Annotated in this window: 11 protein-coding genes; 7 read left to right on the top strand and 4 right to left on the bottom strand. The window is 73.3% G+C overall.

The window, feature by feature from the left end:
* Positions 1 to 9: 9 nt before the first annotated feature.
* On the top strand, positions 10 to 819 hold the full coding sequence (locus QI554_RS27735) for an SDR family NAD(P)-dependent oxidoreductase (RefSeq protein WP_281473457.1): 810 nt from the start codon (positions 10 to 12) through the stop codon (positions 817 to 819).
* Here the strand turns inward: QI554_RS27735 and QI554_RS27730 are convergent.
* The 4 genes from QI554_RS27730 to QI554_RS27715 form a co-directional block, all read right to left on the bottom strand.
* Complete coding sequence (locus QI554_RS27730) at positions 789 to 2,357, bottom strand: nitrilase-related carbon-nitrogen hydrolase (RefSeq protein WP_281473455.1); 1,569 nt, start codon at positions 2,355 to 2,357, stop codon at positions 789 to 791. The genes QI554_RS27735 and QI554_RS27730 overlap by 31 nt on opposite strands.
* A gap of 794 nt (positions 2,358 to 3,151) precedes the next feature.
* Entirely contained in the window at positions 3,152 to 4,702 is a 1,551-nt protein-coding gene (locus QI554_RS27725; protein WP_281473454.1) for a flavin-containing monooxygenase, read from the bottom strand.
* A 93-nt stretch (positions 4,703 to 4,795) separates the two neighbouring features.
* Complete coding sequence (locus tag QI554_RS27720; RefSeq protein WP_281473452.1) at positions 4,796 to 5,827, bottom strand: pyridoxal-phosphate dependent enzyme; 1,032 nt, start codon at positions 5,825 to 5,827, stop codon at positions 4,796 to 4,798.
* Complete coding sequence (locus tag QI554_RS27715; RefSeq protein ID WP_425528068.1) at positions 5,824 to 6,747, bottom strand: D-alanine--D-alanine ligase family protein; 924 nt, start codon at positions 6,745 to 6,747, stop codon at positions 5,824 to 5,826. The genes QI554_RS27720 and QI554_RS27715 overlap by 4 nt, the downstream gene beginning before the upstream one ends.
* 311 nt (positions 6,748 to 7,058) lie before the next feature.
* Here QI554_RS27715 and QI554_RS27710 point away from each other — a divergent pair, with 311 nt between their 5' ends.
* The 6 genes from QI554_RS27710 to QI554_RS27685 all read left to right on the top strand — a co-directional run bounded on the left by QI554_RS27710 (position 7,059) and on the right by QI554_RS27685 (position 14,893).
* A complete protein-coding gene (locus tag QI554_RS27710; RefSeq protein ID WP_281473450.1) occupies positions 7,059 to 8,681 on the top strand; it encodes an AMP-binding protein in 1,623 nt (540 codons plus the stop codon).
* Positions 8,682 to 8,792: 111 nt separating this feature from the next.
* Entirely contained in the window at positions 8,793 to 9,347 is a 555-nt protein-coding gene (locus tag QI554_RS27705; protein ID WP_281473449.1) for an acyl-CoA thioesterase, read from the top strand.
* Positions 9,348 to 9,411: 64 nt separating this feature from the next.
* Positions 9,412 to 11,775, top strand: a complete 2,364-nt coding sequence (locus QI554_RS27700) for an oxidoreductase (RefSeq protein WP_281473447.1) — start codon at positions 9,412 to 9,414, stop codon at positions 11,773 to 11,775.
* A 105-nt stretch (positions 11,776 to 11,880) separates the two neighbouring features.
* Complete coding sequence (locus tag QI554_RS27695) at positions 11,881 to 12,924, top strand: carbon-nitrogen hydrolase family protein (RefSeq protein WP_281473445.1); 1,044 nt, start codon at positions 11,881 to 11,883, stop codon at positions 12,922 to 12,924.
* Complete coding sequence (locus tag QI554_RS27690; RefSeq protein WP_281473443.1) at positions 12,921 to 14,006, top strand: cupin domain-containing protein; 1,086 nt, start codon at positions 12,921 to 12,923, stop codon at positions 14,004 to 14,006. The genes QI554_RS27695 and QI554_RS27690 overlap by 4 nt, the downstream gene beginning before the upstream one ends.
* Complete coding sequence (locus tag QI554_RS27685) at positions 13,997 to 14,893, top strand: fumarylacetoacetate hydrolase family protein (protein ID WP_281473440.1); 897 nt, start codon at positions 13,997 to 13,999, stop codon at positions 14,891 to 14,893. Before QI554_RS27690 ends, QI554_RS27685 begins: the two co-directional genes overlap by 10 nt.
* The last annotated feature ends 20 nt before the right edge of the window (positions 14,894 to 14,913 follow it).

Here is a 14,913-nt window from a genome sequence, read left to right as displayed (position 1 = left end):
AGGCACCGGGTGTCCGACAAGAAGGTCTTCATCGTCACCGGCGGCGGCAGCGGCATCGGCGCCGCCACGGCGCGCCTGCTGTGCGCGGCGGGCCAGCACGTCGTCGTCACCGGGCGGCGCCCCGAACCGCTCGTCGAACTCGCCGCCGAGACAGGCGCGTTGGCTCAGCCCGGCGACGTCACGGAGCCCGGTGCGGCGGACGTCCTGGTCGAGGTGACGCACGCCCGGTTCGGACGGATCGACGGGCTCGTCCTCAACGCCGGCGTCATGGTGCCGGGCCCGGTCGGGGGCCTGTCCGACCGGGACTGGGACACCGTCCTCGGCACCAACCTCACCGCGCCGTTCCGCCTCGTCCGCGCCGCGCTTCCGCACCTGCTGGCCGAGCGCGGCTCGGTGGTCGCCGTCTCGTCCGTCGCCGGGCTGCGTGCCTCGGCCGGCGCCGCCGCCTACGCGACGTCCAAGGCCGGGCTCGTGATGCTGTGTCAGACCCTGGTCGCCGACTACGCCGCCCAGGGCCTGCGCGCGAACACCGTGTGCCCCGGCTGGGTGCGCTCCGAGATGGCCGACGCCGAGATGGACGACTTCCTCGCCGCGCACGGCGGCCTGCCGGGCGCCCGCGACGCCGCCTACGCCGAGGTCACCCGCCTCGTCCCCCAGGCCCGCGCCGGCTACCCGGAGGAGGCCGCCGCCGCGATCGCGTGGCTGCTGTCGGACGCCGCGGCATACGTCAACGGCGCCGTGCTCACCGTCGACGGCGGCTCCACGGTGGTGGACGTCGGAACCGCCGCCTACACGTTCGACGTCCGCCGCCGGTCCTGACCGGACCGGCCCTGAGCCGACCGCCCGCGGCCCGACCCCGACCGCCGGACCCCCGGGACGGCGCCGACCAGGGCCGCGAGGAGCAGCGCCGTCGACAGCCACGCGAACCAGTCCCCGAACCGGGTGTAGAGCGTGCGGTTGTGCGGCAGCGCGGCGTCCGCGACCAGGCTCGTGAACTGTCCCGAGCCGCCCGTGCGGCGCTCGGCTGACACCCGGCCGTACGGGTCGCTCACGGTCAGCGCCCCACGCCGCGCCGAACGGGCCACGGTCAGCCCGTTCTCCACGCCCCGGGTCGCCGCCATGCGGCTGTGCAGCCACGCGTCGGAGTCGAAGTCCCACGCCGGAGCGAGCAGGAAGCGTGTGCCCTCTCGGCCGAACTCCCTTACCAGATCAGGGAAGTCGAGGTCCTTGCAGATGATGACGCCGTACCGGGTGCCGGTGCCGGGGACGAACGCGAGCCCCTCGCCCGGCGTGAAGTCGTCCTCCAGGCCCGGCACCATGTGGTGCTTGCGGTACACCGAGGGAGCGCCGCCCGCGGCCGGGAAGTCCCACGCCGTGTTGTACGTCGTGGCGCCGGAGCCGAGCCGCACACCGACGACCACGTCCACCCGCCGCTCGGTGGCGAGCGCGGCGAACGGGCCGGACAGCATCGGCATCGTGCGGTCGTCCGCCTCGAAGGTGTTCTCGGGCAGGACGACGAACCGCGCGCCGCGCTCGGCGGCCTGCCGCGCCTCGGCCAGGTAGCCGGCGAGCAGGTCGCGGCCCTCGGGGGTGTCCACGGGGATCGGGTCGCGGTCCCGCGACGTCGACACGAGCGCGACCCGCACCCGCTCGGCGGAGCCCGCCGAGGCGTCCAACCGCCACGCGCCGTAGCCGAGCGCGGTCGCGAGCAGCGCCGCGGCGGCCACCGACGCCGTGATGCGGACCCGGTTCGTGACGTCGGGCGCGAGGCACGTCGCCGCGGCCGCGGGAACGGCCAGGACCAGGAACGTCACGCCCCACGGGCCGGTCGCCGACGCGGTCTGCAGGACCGGCAGCACGTCGGCCTGCGAGTAGGCGAGGCTCCAGAACGCCCCGTGCGGCGTCACCAACGAGGCCAGGTACTCGACGGCCGCCCACGCGGCGGGCAGCGCCACCGCCGCGAGCGCGAACCGGCGCAGCCGCAGCAGACGGCGGACGAGCAGCACGACCCCGGCGAAGACAAGCGCCGTGCCCAGGAACACGGCGAGTACGGCCGGCAGCGGCATGTCCAGCTGGTCCTCGCCGCGGTAGTACGACCACATGCCGCTCTCACCGCCGAGCCACGCCGCGAACGCGGCGCCCCCGGCGGCGGCCGCCCCGACCCGCGGCGCGGCGACGAGCACGGGCAGGGGAGCGAGCCAGGTCAACCAGGCGGCGGGATCCAGGCCGGTGCCGAGCCGGAAGAGCACCGCCGAGGCGAGCGCGGCCCCGAGCGCGACGACGAGCGGGCCGCCCCGACGAGGCGACGGAGGGCTTTCCAGTACGGATTCGACGGCATGAACAGGCAGGGTGGACACGGAACTTCGCACTCCTCGCAAACGGCGAGGCAACGCCGGCCAGGGACGGGCCGGGACGTTGCTGGGGACACCGCCGATGCTCGCGCGAGTGCGGGGTCGGACGGATCGCCGACGAGAGCGGACCTGCCCTCACCCGCACGGGCGATCCCCCGGGCCCGCGACAAGGCGGCCCTCCACCGCACGGGGGATCCGACGAGGCAAGGCGGCCGGCCCGCGGACGGCGTCGCCGCGTAGCGGGTATCAACGCCCCGGCTGCCGGGTGCGCCGCGTCGCAGGTTGAGGCTCCGGCCGCGGCATGGTTCCGCGGCACAGGGGAGCGCGCCCCTCAGCGCGCCGAACCCGGCGGCTGAGCCTGCGAAGAGGCATGGCCGCGTCGCAGATTGCGGCAGCGGCGGTGACGTGGCTCAGCGGCGATGCCGGGAAGCGCGCTCCTGTGCCACTCAGGCGCGCCCCCACGCCCCTCAGCGCGCCGAAGCGACGGTTGAGCCCGCGAGGAAGCGCGGGCCGCGTTCGCAGGGGGCACCGGCCGCCGCGTGGTTCGGCGGCGATGCGGGCGAAGTGCGCTCCCGTAGCTCTCAGTTACGCCCCCACCGTACCCCTCGGGCGCGTCCCGCCCCCTCAGCGCGCCGAAGCCGACTCCTTCGTCTCCGCCCGCTTCACCGCCGAACGCGGCGTCGGGTGCAGGGACTTCCGCAAGTCCGTCCGCATCGTCGTCGCCGCGTCGATCAGCGAAGTGCGCTCCCGTAGCTCTCAGTTACGCCCCCGCCGTACCCCTCGGGCGCGTCCCCACCCCCTCAGTGCGCCGAAGCCGACTCCTTCGTCTCCGCCCGCTTCACCGCCGAACGCGGCGTCGGGTGCAGGGACTTCCGCAAGTCAGTCCGCATCGTCGTCGCCGCGTCGATCAGGTAGTTCTGCCGGACCAGCCACGGGCTGCGGTCGCCTTGACGCGGGAAATCGCCGATGGAGCGCTGGATGTAACCCGCCGCCAGGTCCAGGAGCGGACGCGGCGTCAACTCCCGGTCGGGGCGCGGCACCACGGCGGCGTAGCCGTTGCGGTCCATGTGGTTGAGGACCTTGCACACGAGCCGCGAGCTCAGGTCCGCGCGCAGCGTCCACGACGCGTTCGTGTAGCCGATGCACACGGCGAAGTTCGGCACGCCGGTCAGCATGAGCCCGCGCCACACGAACTGCTCCGACAGCACCACCGGTTCCCCGTCCACGTGCGGCGTGACGCCCCCGAACGCGAGGAGCTTCAGACCGGTCGCCGACACCACGATGTCGGCCTCCAGCACCGTGCCGGACTTCAGCCGCACACCCTCCGGCACGAACGTGTCGATGTGGTCCGTCACCACCGACGCCTTGCCGGACTTCAGCGCCTTGAAGAAGTCCGCGTCGGGCGCCGCGCACAGCCGCTGGTCCCACGGGTCGTACGCGGGCGTGAAGTGCTCCCTGACCGCCTGCTCGTCCTTCAGCACCCGCGCGTTGAGCCGGGTCAGCATCTTCCGCGCGGTCGCCGGGTACCGCTGGCAGAACTGGTAGAAGCCCAGCGTGAACAGCACGTTCTTCATCCGCGCGACCTGGTGCGCGTGCTTGGCCGGCAGCACCGCGCGGATCGCGTCGGCGACGCGGTCGCGGCCGGGGATCGAGCTGATCCACGTCGGCGAGCGCTGCAGCATCGTGACGTGCGCGGCCTCCTCGGCCATCGACGGCACCAGCGTCACGGCCGTCGCGCCGCTGCCGACCACGACGACGCGCTTGCCCGCGTAGTCGAGGTCCTCCGGCCAGAACTGCGGGTGCACCAGCGTGCCGGTGTACGACTCGACACCGGGGAACTGGGGGTCGTGGCCCTGCCCGTAGTCGTAGTAGCCCGTGCACGAGTACACGAAGTCACACGTCAGGCTGGCGAGTTCGGTCGATCCGTCGGCGGCGGTCCGTTCGGTCTCCAGCGTCCAGCGCGCGTCGCGGGTCGACCAGTCGGCGGACAGCACGCGCGTGCCGTACCGGATCCTGCGGTCGATGCCGAACTCGGCGGCCGTCGCCTTGATGTAGCGCAGGATGGAGTCGCCGTCGGCGATCGCCTTCGCGTCCTGCCACGGCTTGAAGGGGTAGCCGAGCGTGAACATGTCCGAGTCCGAGCGCACGCCCGGATAGCGGAACAGGTCCCACGTGCCGCCCAGCGTGTCGCGGGCCTCCAGGATCGCGTACGAGCGGCCGGGGCACTCGGTCTGCAGCCGGTACGCCGCGCCGATGCCGGACAGGCCCGCGCCGATCACGATCACGTCGACGTGCTCGGGCGCGCTGACCAGGTCGGATGCGGCGGGCTGCGCGTTCGCTGGGGGCGTCATGGGGAACATTGTCCGGGCTTGGGCGGCCATGACAAGCGCCGCGCCCAGGTACGTGGGCGGGCCACAACGGCCCGCCCGGCCGCGTACCGGGCCTCAGCCCAGCGCCCCGGCCAACCGCACGTCGAACGGCCCGGCCGCCACCGACCCCATGCCGTCCGCCTCCATCATCGTCCGGAACGTCCCCCAGTCGACGTTGCCGCCCGACAGGACGACCGCCGTGCGGCCCGGGTCGCCGCCCAGCGCCCCGCCGAGCAGCGCCGCCATCGCCGTCGCGCCGCTGGGCTCGACGACCACGTGCAGGTGCCGGAAGCAGAGCCGCACCGCCTCGGCGATCGCATGGTCGTCGACGACGAGCACGTCGTCCAGCAGCCGCCGGTTGACCTTGAACGGTCCCGCCGACGGCGTCGTGTGGGTCAGCCCGTCGGCGATGGTGCGCGGCGCGGGTATCGAGACCCGGCGGCCGCGCAGCAGCGAGCGGCGGGTGTCGTCGGCGCCCGCCGGCTCCACACCGATCACCCGGGTCCCGGGCTTCACCGCTTTCACATACGTCGCGCACCCGGCGGCCAGTCCGCCGCCGCCGAGCGGCACCAGCAGGGTGTCGACGTCCGGCGCGTCCCGCAGGATCTCGGCCGCCACCGTGCCCGCCCCGGCCATGACCGGCACCGAGTCGGCCGACGGCACGACGGCGAGCCCGTGCATCGCGGCCAGCTCGGCGACCAGCGCGTCCCGGTCGTCGACGCCGCGCCGGTACGTCGCCACGGTGGCCCCGGTCCGCCGGATCGCGTCGAGTTTGGCCAGCGGTACGTCGTGCGGGATGACCACGGTCGCCCGGGTGCCCAGCAGCCGGGCCGCGAGCGCGAGCGCCTGCGCGTGGTTGCCCGACGACGCGCCGATCACGCCGCCCATGCGCGCGTCGGGCGGCAGCGTCGCGACGTGGTGGTAGGCGCCGCGGAACTTGAACGCGCCCGTGCGCTGGAGGTTCTCCGCCTTCGCGGCGACCCGGACGCCCAGCTCCGCGTCCAGCAGCGGCGACGACAGCATCGGCGTGCGCACCGCGACGCCGTCGAGCAGCCGCGCGGCGGCCTCGACGGCCTGAGCGGTGACGGTGCCGGCGCGCGGCCTCACCGCGGCTCGCCGGTGTACGCGGTGGCCAGCACACGGTCGATGAGCTGCTCGTACGTCGCCCCGGCGGCCTCGGCCATGAGCGCGAGGGTGCCGCTGCGCCGCAGGCCCGGCAGGGTGTTGAGCTCGAGCCAGGCGAAGGTGCCGTCGTCGGCGACGACGAAGTCGCTGCGCGAGTAGCCGGCGCAGCCGAGCGCGCGGTGCGCGAGGCAGGCGGCGTCGGTGAGCGCCTCGGCGACGCCGGCGGGCAGGTCGGCGGGGCAGTGGAAGGCGTGCCCGGCCGGGTCGAGCTTGGCGGTGTGGTCGTAGAACTCGGCGTCGGTGGTGACCTCGACGACCGGGAGCGCGACGGGTTCGCCGTCCTCCTCCAGGACGCCGACGGTGACCGCCCGCCCGGCCATGAAGGGCTCGGCGAGCAGCGGCTGCCCGGACCGGCGCAGCCGGGTGAGCACCTCTGTGAGAGACGCCACGTCGTGGGCGACGGCGATGTCGATCGAGGAGCCCTCGCTCTCCGGCTTGACGATCACCGGGGCGGGGAGCGCGTCCAGCACCTCCTTGGCCGCGACGCCGGCGTCGCGGGTGGGGTGCACCTGGACGCCGGGCAGCACCGGCACGCCGGCCGCGGCCGCGACGGTCTTGGCGGTGGGCTTGTGCATGGCCAGCGCGCTCGCGCGCACGCCGGAGCCGGTGTACGCGATGCCCTGGGCCTGGAGGAAGCCCTGCAAGGTGCCGTCCTCGGCGCCGCGTCCGGCGATCGCGAGGAAGGCGGCGTCGACACCGCGCACGGCGCCCGCGAAGGCGGCGTCGGCGGTGTCGATCAGCTGTGCGGTGTGCCCGAGGGCGGCGAGCGCGTCGGCGACGTCGCGGGCGGTGGCCAGCGAGCGCTCGCGTTCGCGGCTGGTGCCGCCGGTGAGGATGCCGATGCGCGCGCCGCGGGGTGGCCGCGGCACGGCGGCGGTGGGGAAACGTCCTGGCACGGGTGGTCCTTCTACTGCTGGCTTCGACGGGGGGGCACGCCGGTCCGCGGGGGGCGCGATCACGGCGTAGTGGGCCAACGGTCGCGTGCCGCGCGGGTTCCCGCTATGCCCGCGCGGCGAACGCTGCGGAAACTCCTGCCGTACGCACGGTGAGGAGGCCTCACCGGATCGGCGTATCGCGTCCTATTGACGTTCGTCAGAGATCGGAGATAACTTCGTGCCAAGACCTCCACTCACCCCGAGACGAGGCGGCGCTCATGGAGCTGTCCCCTTCTGCTCATGCGGACACGTTTTGCCGTGATCGGCTTCCCGCGTTCGAGCAGTGGCCCGACCTGATCTTCGAACTGCCCGAGCTGGCCTACCCCGACCGGCTCAACTGCGGCACCGCACTGCTGGACGACGTCATCGCGAAGTTCGGCGCGGACCGCCGCTGCCTGCTGACCCCCACGGAGACGTGGACATACGGGGAACTGCTGCACCGCGCCCGGCAGGTCGCCCAGGTCCTCACCGAGGACCTCGGCCTGGTGCCCGGCAACCGCGTCCTGCTGCGCGGCCCGAACAACCCCTGGCTGGTCGCCTGTTGGTTCGGCGTCATGCGGGCCGGCGGCGTCGTGGTCACCACCATGCCGCTGCTGCGCGCCAAGGAGCTGACCACGCTGAGCGCGATCAGCCTCCCGGCGGTGGTGATCACCGACCACCGCTTCGCCGACGAGGTGGCTGCCGCCGACCTCGGTGACGCCCACGTCCTGACCTACGGCGCCGACACCGCCGACGACCTGGTGGCCCTGTGCGCCGCGAAGGAGGGCGTGTTCGACCCCGTCGACACGGCCGCCGACGACGTCGCGCTGATCGGCTTCACGTCGGGAACCACCGGGCGGCCCAAGGCCACCATGCACTTCCACCGCGACGTGCTGGCCAACTCCGACACGTTCTCCCGGCACATCGTCAAACCCGTGTCGGACGACCTGTTCACCGGCACGCCGCCGCTCGGATTCACCTTCGGGCTCGGCGGACTGGTGGTGTTCCCGCTCCACGTCGGCGCCGCGACACTGCTCATCGAGCGTGCGACCCCCGAGGAACTCGCCAACCTGGTCGACGAGTTCAAGGTCACCGTGCTGTTCACCGCGCCGACCGCGTACCGCGCGATCATCGGTGCCGGGCTCGCCGACCGGATGGCCGGCCTGCGGCGCTGCGTGTCGGCGGGCGAGGCCCTCCCGGCACCGGTGTGGCGGGACTTCCACGAGGCGACCGGCCTGCGGATCATCGACGGGATCGGCGCCACCGAGATGCTGCACGTCTTCATCTCCGCCGCCGACGACGACATCCGTCCCGGCGCCACCGGCAAGGCGGTGCCCGGGTTCCGCGCCACGGTGCTGGCACCCGACGGCGGCCCCGCCCCCGAGGGCGAGGCCGGGCTGCTTGCGGTCAAGGGCCCGACCGGGTGCCGGTACCTGGACGACGAGCGGCAGACGACGTACGTGCGCGACGGCTGGAACATCACCGGCGACACCTACGTCCTCGACGCCGAAGGCTACTTCTGGTACCAGGCGCGCAGCGACGACATGATCGTCTCGTCCGGCTACAACATCGCCGGCCCCGAGGTCGAGGTCGCGCTCGCCAAGCACCCCGCGGTCGCCGAGTGCGGCGTCGTGGGGGCACCGGACGAGGCGCGCGGCATGATCGTCAAGGCGTACGTCGTGCTGCGCGAAGGCCGGGAAGCCGACGACGACATAGCGCGCGACCTGCAGTCCTTCGTCAAGGAGAGCATCGCGCCGTACAAGTACCCGCGCGCGGTCGCGTTCGTCGACGAACTCCCGCGCACCTCCAACGGCAAGCTCCAACGCGCCGAACTGCGCCGCTGGGCTTCAGAAGGCCGGTAGGGCGAGCGGGGCGTCCGCCGCCACGGGCGCCCCGCACTCCCGCCGAGAACGCCCCACCCCGCCCGGGGTACCTCGCCCCCTGTACCTCGTGTACCTCGAAAGGCACCACCCATGAGTCAGCACCAGCCGGACCCCGACGCCCCCGTCGGGCCGCCCGTCACCGGCCAGGACGCCGCGCCCGCGAGCGTCGTCGTCGAGCGCCGCGTCGAGTGGTCCGACACCGACGCCGCCGGGCACTACCACTTCTCCGCGGTGTCGCGGTGGGCCGAGGCCGCCGAGGCCGTGCTGCTGCGCCGACTCGGTTTCGCGAGCCTGTTCGGCGCCATCCCGCGCGTCCACTTCGAGGCCGACTACCTCCAGCGCCTGTGGTTCGGCGAGACCGTGCGGATCGAGATGCGCGTCGCCAAGGTCGGCGTCAGCTCGCTGCACTACGCGTTCGAGATCCGCGGCCGGGAGGGCCTCGCGGCCACCGGCCGGATGTCCATCGTGCACGCCGTCGTCGGCGCGGAGGGCTCCACGCCGTGGTCCGACGACGTGCGGGCCGCACTGACCGGGGCCGGCCCGCAGCCGCCCGAGACGTACGCGACCGGCCCCGCGGACGGCGCCCCCGAAGGCCCCGGAGCGGGCACCGCACCCCCGGACGGCGGTCGGCCGGACGGCGGGTAGCGGAAAAGGATGATCGAGGAGAAAGCGCTATAGATTCATGCTGACAGCACATTCGGGAGGAACCGTGCGCGTAGCGGTCATCGGCGGCGGCCCCGGCGGCCTGTACTTCGCCGCCCTCGCCAAGCAGCTCTCGCCGGACTGGGAGGTCACCGTCTGGGAGCGCAACGCGGCCGACGACACCTTCGGCTTCGGCGTCGTGTTCTCCGACGAGACCCTCGACGGCATCGCGGACGCCGACCCGCGCGTGCACGCCGCCATGTCCGCCGAGTTCGCCCGCTGGAGCGACATCGACGTGCTCTTCCGCGGCCGCACCCTCACCTCCGGCGGACACGGCTTCGCCGCACTCGGCCGCAAGCGGCTGCTGCGCATCCTCCAGGACCGCTGCGCGGAGCTCGGCGTCGACGTCCGCTACCGCACCGAGGCCCCGGACGTGGCCGTGCTGTCCGCCGAGTACGACCTGGTCGTCGCCTCGGACGGCGTCCGCTCGGCGGCCCGCGCCCGCTACGCCGACACCTTCCGCCCGAGTCTGGACGAACGCCAGTGCCGCTACATGTGGCTGGCCACCGACCGCGTGCTGGAAGCCTTCACGTTCATCGTCGACGAGCACGACTTCGGCGTCGTCCAGGTCCACGCCTACCCGTTCGACGCGACGCGCAGCACCTTCATCGTCGAGATCGCCGAAGACGCCTGGCACCGCGCCGGGTTCGCCGAACTCGCCGAGCGTGCCGCGCAGTTGCCGCCGGGTGAGAGCGACGAGGCGAGCATCGCCCGCTGCGAGGAGCTGCTGGCCGAGCACCTCGACGGCCACCGGCTGATCCCCAACAACTCGCGCTGGATCCGCTTCACGACCGTGCGCAACGCGACCTGGCGGCACGGCAACGTCGTGCTGCTCGGCGACGCGGCGCACACGGCGCACTTCTCGATCGGCTCGGGCACCAAGCTCGCCATGGAGGACGCCCTCGCGCTCGCCGCGTGCCTGCACGAACAGCCCGGTATAGACGAGGCGTTGGCCGCGTACGAGGCCGAGCGCCGCCCCGTCGTCGAGTCGACGCAGCGCGCCGCGCAGGCCAGCCTCGAGTGGTTCGAGCACACCGGCCGCTACACCGGCCAGGAGCCCGACCAGTTCGCGTTCAACCTGCTCACCCGCAGCCGCCGCGTCACGTACGACAACCTGCGCGTGCGCGACCCGGAGTACGCGGCCCGGACCGCGGCCGCGTTCGGCGCCGACGGCCCGCCCATGTTCCAGCCGTTCCGCATCGGCGGCCGCGTCGCCGCGAACCGCGTCGTGGTCCCGCCGATCGCCACCTACTCGGCCGCGCACGGCATCCCCGGCGGTTTCGAGGCCACCCACCTGGGCACCCTCGCGCTCGGTGGCGCCGGACTGGTGTTCGCCGGGATGACCGCCGTCACGCCCGACGGCCGCATGACCAACCACTGCCCGGGCCTGTGGGACGACCGGCAGGAAGCCGCCTGGCGGCAGATCGTCGAGACCGCCGCCGCGCAGTCCGACGCGCTGCTCGGCGTCCAGCTCACGCACGCCGGGCGCCGTGCGGCACGCACCGTCCCCGAGGCCGACGGGTCCGACGCGGCCCTGCGCGACCTCGGCTGGCCGACCGTCGCCGCGTCCGCGCTGCCGTGGGACGACGACAGCACCACCCCGCGCGAGGCCACCGAGGCCGACCTCGCCCGCATCCGCGACGCGTTCGCCACGGCCGCGCGCCGCGCCGACCGGGCGGGCTTCGACGTCCTGGAACTCCAGTACGGGCACGGGCACTTCATGTCCGGCTTCCTGTCCCCGCTGACCAATACCCGCACCGACGGGTACGGCGGCGACCTGGCCGGCCGGCTGCGCTACCCCCTCGAAGTCCTCGCCGCCGTGCGGGAGGTGTGGCCCGAGGACAAGGCGCTCGTCGTCCGGATCTCCGCGTGCGACTGGGCCGACGGCGGCATCACCGAGGACGACGCGGTCGCCGTCGCCGGCGCGCTGGCCGCAGCCGGCGCCGACGCGGTCGACGTGTCCACGGGCGAGGTCGTCTCGCACGAGCGCCCCGCGTACGGCCGCAGCTACCAGACGCCGTTCGCCGACCTGATCCGCAACGCCACCGGCGTGCCGGTCATCGCGGTGGGCGCGATCTCCACGTACGACGACGTCAACTCCATCCTGCTGGCCGGCCGCGCCGACCTGTGCGCGATCGGCCGCGCCCACCTCTACGACCCGCTGTGGACGCTGCACGCGGCGGCCGACCAGGGCTACACCGGGGCCGGCGCGCCGTGGCCGGATGCGTGGCGCCCCGGCAGCCGCAAGCCGCCCGGCGCGCGCACCGACCGCGTGCCGCCGCGCCTGCACCTGCTGCGCGCGCCCGAGGAGCGCGTGCACAGCCGGTGGCGGCCCGCCGCGCCGCTCGTCGGCACCACCTCGGGCGGCTGAACCGCCGGCAGCCACCCGGATCACCGGCAGCCACCCGGACCACCGGCAGCCACCAGGACCACCGCGACCACCCGGACGGACCCGGACCCACCCACGGAGCCCCGCATGCAGAACCTGCTGGACCATCAGAGAGACGAACTGCCGCGCTTCACCGCGGCCGCCGTGCAGGCCGCGCCGGTGTTCCTCGACACCGCCGGCACGGTGGCCAAGGCCGTGCGGATCATCCGCGAGGCCGCCGCGAACGGCGCCAAGCTGATCGTCTTCCCCGAGGTGTTCGTCGCCGGATACCCGTACTGGAACTGGACGATGAACCCCGTCCAGGGCTCGCCGTGGTTCGAACGCCTTTACAAGGCCTCGGTCGACATCCCCGGGCCGCACGTCGAGACGCTGCGCGCCGCGGCCCGCGAGGCCGGCGCCGTCGTCGTGATCGGCGTCAACGAACGCGGCGCGCACAGCCTCGGCGAGCTCTACAACACGATGCTCACCATCGGCGACGACGGCGAACTGCTCGGCGTCCACCGCAAGCTCGTGCCCACGTGGGCCGAGAAGCTCACTTGGACGGGCGGCGACGGCAGTTCGCTGCGCGTCCACCCGACGGCGGTCGGCCCGCTCGGTGTCCTCGCGTGCGGCGAGAACACCAACACCCTCGCCCGGTTCGCGCTGCTGTCGCAGGGCGAACTCGTGCACGCGGCAAGCTACATCGCGCTGCCGGTCGCGCCCGCCGACTACGACATGGCCGAGGCGATCGCGGTGCGCGCCGCCGCACACTGCTTCGAGGGCAAGGTCTTCACCGTCGTGTCGTGCTCGACCGTCTCGCCCGAGATCGTCGACGCGGTCGCCGGCGACGACGACGAGGTCCGCAAGCTGCTCGCACGCCCCCGCAGCGCGCTGTCCGGGATCTTCGGCCCCGACGGGCGGCCGGTCTCCGAACCGCTCGTCGACGACGAGGGCGTCGTCTACGCCGAGATCGACCTCAACCGCTGCATCCAGCCCAAGCAGATGCACGACATCCTCGGCCACTACAACCGCTTCGACATCTTCCGGCTGACCGTCGACAACCGGCCGCGCCGCCCGGTCGGCTTCGCCGTCGACCCGGCCGCCGGAACCCGCGTACAGGACGTGCAGGACACTCAGGAGGAGGGGTCATGACGACGCAGGACGACAGCATGCTCGGCCGGGCACGCGTGTCCGACACCCCCGAACTGGAGGCCTACTACGGCGAACTGGCCGGCCTCGAGGCCGGCGCGCTGTGGACGGTCGCCAACAAGATCGAACCGTGGTACCCGCAGCCCACGTCCGTGCCGGTGCTGTGGCGCTACTCCGACCTGCGCCCGCTGGTGCGCAAGGCCCTGGACCTGGTCAAGGCCGACGACGCCGGACGCCGCGTGGTCATGCTGGTCAACCCGGGCCGACGCGACGTCAGCGCCGCGGTCGGGCTGCTCTACACCGGCCTGCAGATCATGGGCCCGGGCGAGGCGATGACCGCGCACCGGCACCAGGCCGCCGCCCTGCGGTTCGTCCACGAGGGCCAGGGCGCCTGGACGATCGTCGACGGCGAGAAGCTCCGGGTCGGGCCCGGCGACTTCGCGATCACCCCCAACGGCACGTGGCACGAGCACGGCAACGAGGGCGAGGACGAGCCGGTCATCTGGCAGGACGGCCTCGACATCCCGCTGGTCAACGCGCTCGACGCGGGCTTCTACGAGGTCCACCCGGAGCTGTACCAGCGGGCCCGGCCGGTCGTCAACGCCTCGGTGCTCACGTACGGCGGCAACCTGCTGCCCTACGGCGTCGAGAAGTGGACCCGGCCCTACTCGCCGCTGCTGGCCTGGCCGTGGGAGCCGAGCTACCAGGCGCTGCGGGACCTCGCCAGGACCGGCGAGGGCTCCCCGTACGACGGCGTGATCATGGAGTACACCAACCCCGTGACCGGCGGGTCGGTCATGCCGACCATGGGCGCGCACCTGCAGCTGCTGCTGCCGGGGCAGGCGACCAAGGCGCACCGGCACACCGGTTCGGTCGTGTACACGGTCGCCAAGGGGCGCGGCGTGTCCGTCGTCGGCGGGCAGCGCTTCGAGTGGAGCAAGGGCGACATCTTCTGCGTCCCGTCGTGGGCGTGGCACGAGCACGAGAACCTCGACCAGTCGGACGACGCCGTCCTGTTCTCGTTCAACGACTTCCCGGTGATGCGCTCACTGGGCTTCTACCGAGAAGAGGAAAAATGCGACTGATCACCTACACCGTCGACGGCGGACCCGAGCGGTTCGGCGCCGAGGCCGGCGGACGCGTCGTCGACCTCGCGGCACTGGCCGCCGAGCGCGGCGCCGAGATCCCCGACGGGCTGCTGTCCGTGGTGCGGGGCGGGCCGGAGGCGCTGGCCGCGGTGCGTTCGCTCGTCGAGTCCGCCGGCGCGGACGCCCCCGGGCACGCGCTGTCCGACGTCTCACTGCGGGCGCCGCTGCGCCCCGGCAAGGTGATCGGCATCGGCCTGAACTACGTCGAGCACGTCGCCGAGTCCAGCCGCACGCTCGACACCGACAAGGAACTCCCGGACCGCCCCGTGCTGTTCGGTAAGCCGGCCACCGCCGTGACCGGGACCGGGCAGCCGATCCTCCACAACGGCGACCTGACGCAGCAGCTCGACTGGGAGTGCGAACTCGCTGTCGTCATCGGGCGCACCGCGTTCAAGGTGAGCGAAGAGGACGCGTACGACTACGTCTTCGGCTACAGCATCATGAACGACATCAGCGCCCGCGACCAACGCCGGTCGGGCCAGTGGTTCTTCTCCAAGGGCCAGGACTCGTACTGCCCGTTCGGCCCCGCCGTCGTGACCGCCGACGAGATCGCGGACCCGCTGGACCTCGACCTGTCGCTGACGGTCAACGGGCAGACCAAGCAGAAGTCCAACACCCGGCACATGCTGTTCAAGATCCCGAAGCTGATCGCGGACATCACCTCCGGCATGACGCTCGAACCCGGCGACGTCATCTCGACGGGCTCGCCGTCGGGCGTCGGCGCGGGCATGGTTCCGCCGGAGTACCTGTGGCCCGGCGACGTGGTCGAGGCCACCGTGCAGGGGATCGGGACGCTCAGCAACCCCGTGGTGGACGCCCGCTGAGCCCTGGCGAACCCGTCGCC

The organism is Yinghuangia seranimata, from assembly GCF_029953285.1.
GTDB lineage: Bacteria > Actinomycetota > Actinomycetes > Streptomycetales > Streptomycetaceae > Yinghuangia > Yinghuangia seranimata.
This window is presented reverse-complemented; position numbering and strand designations above follow the sequence as displayed.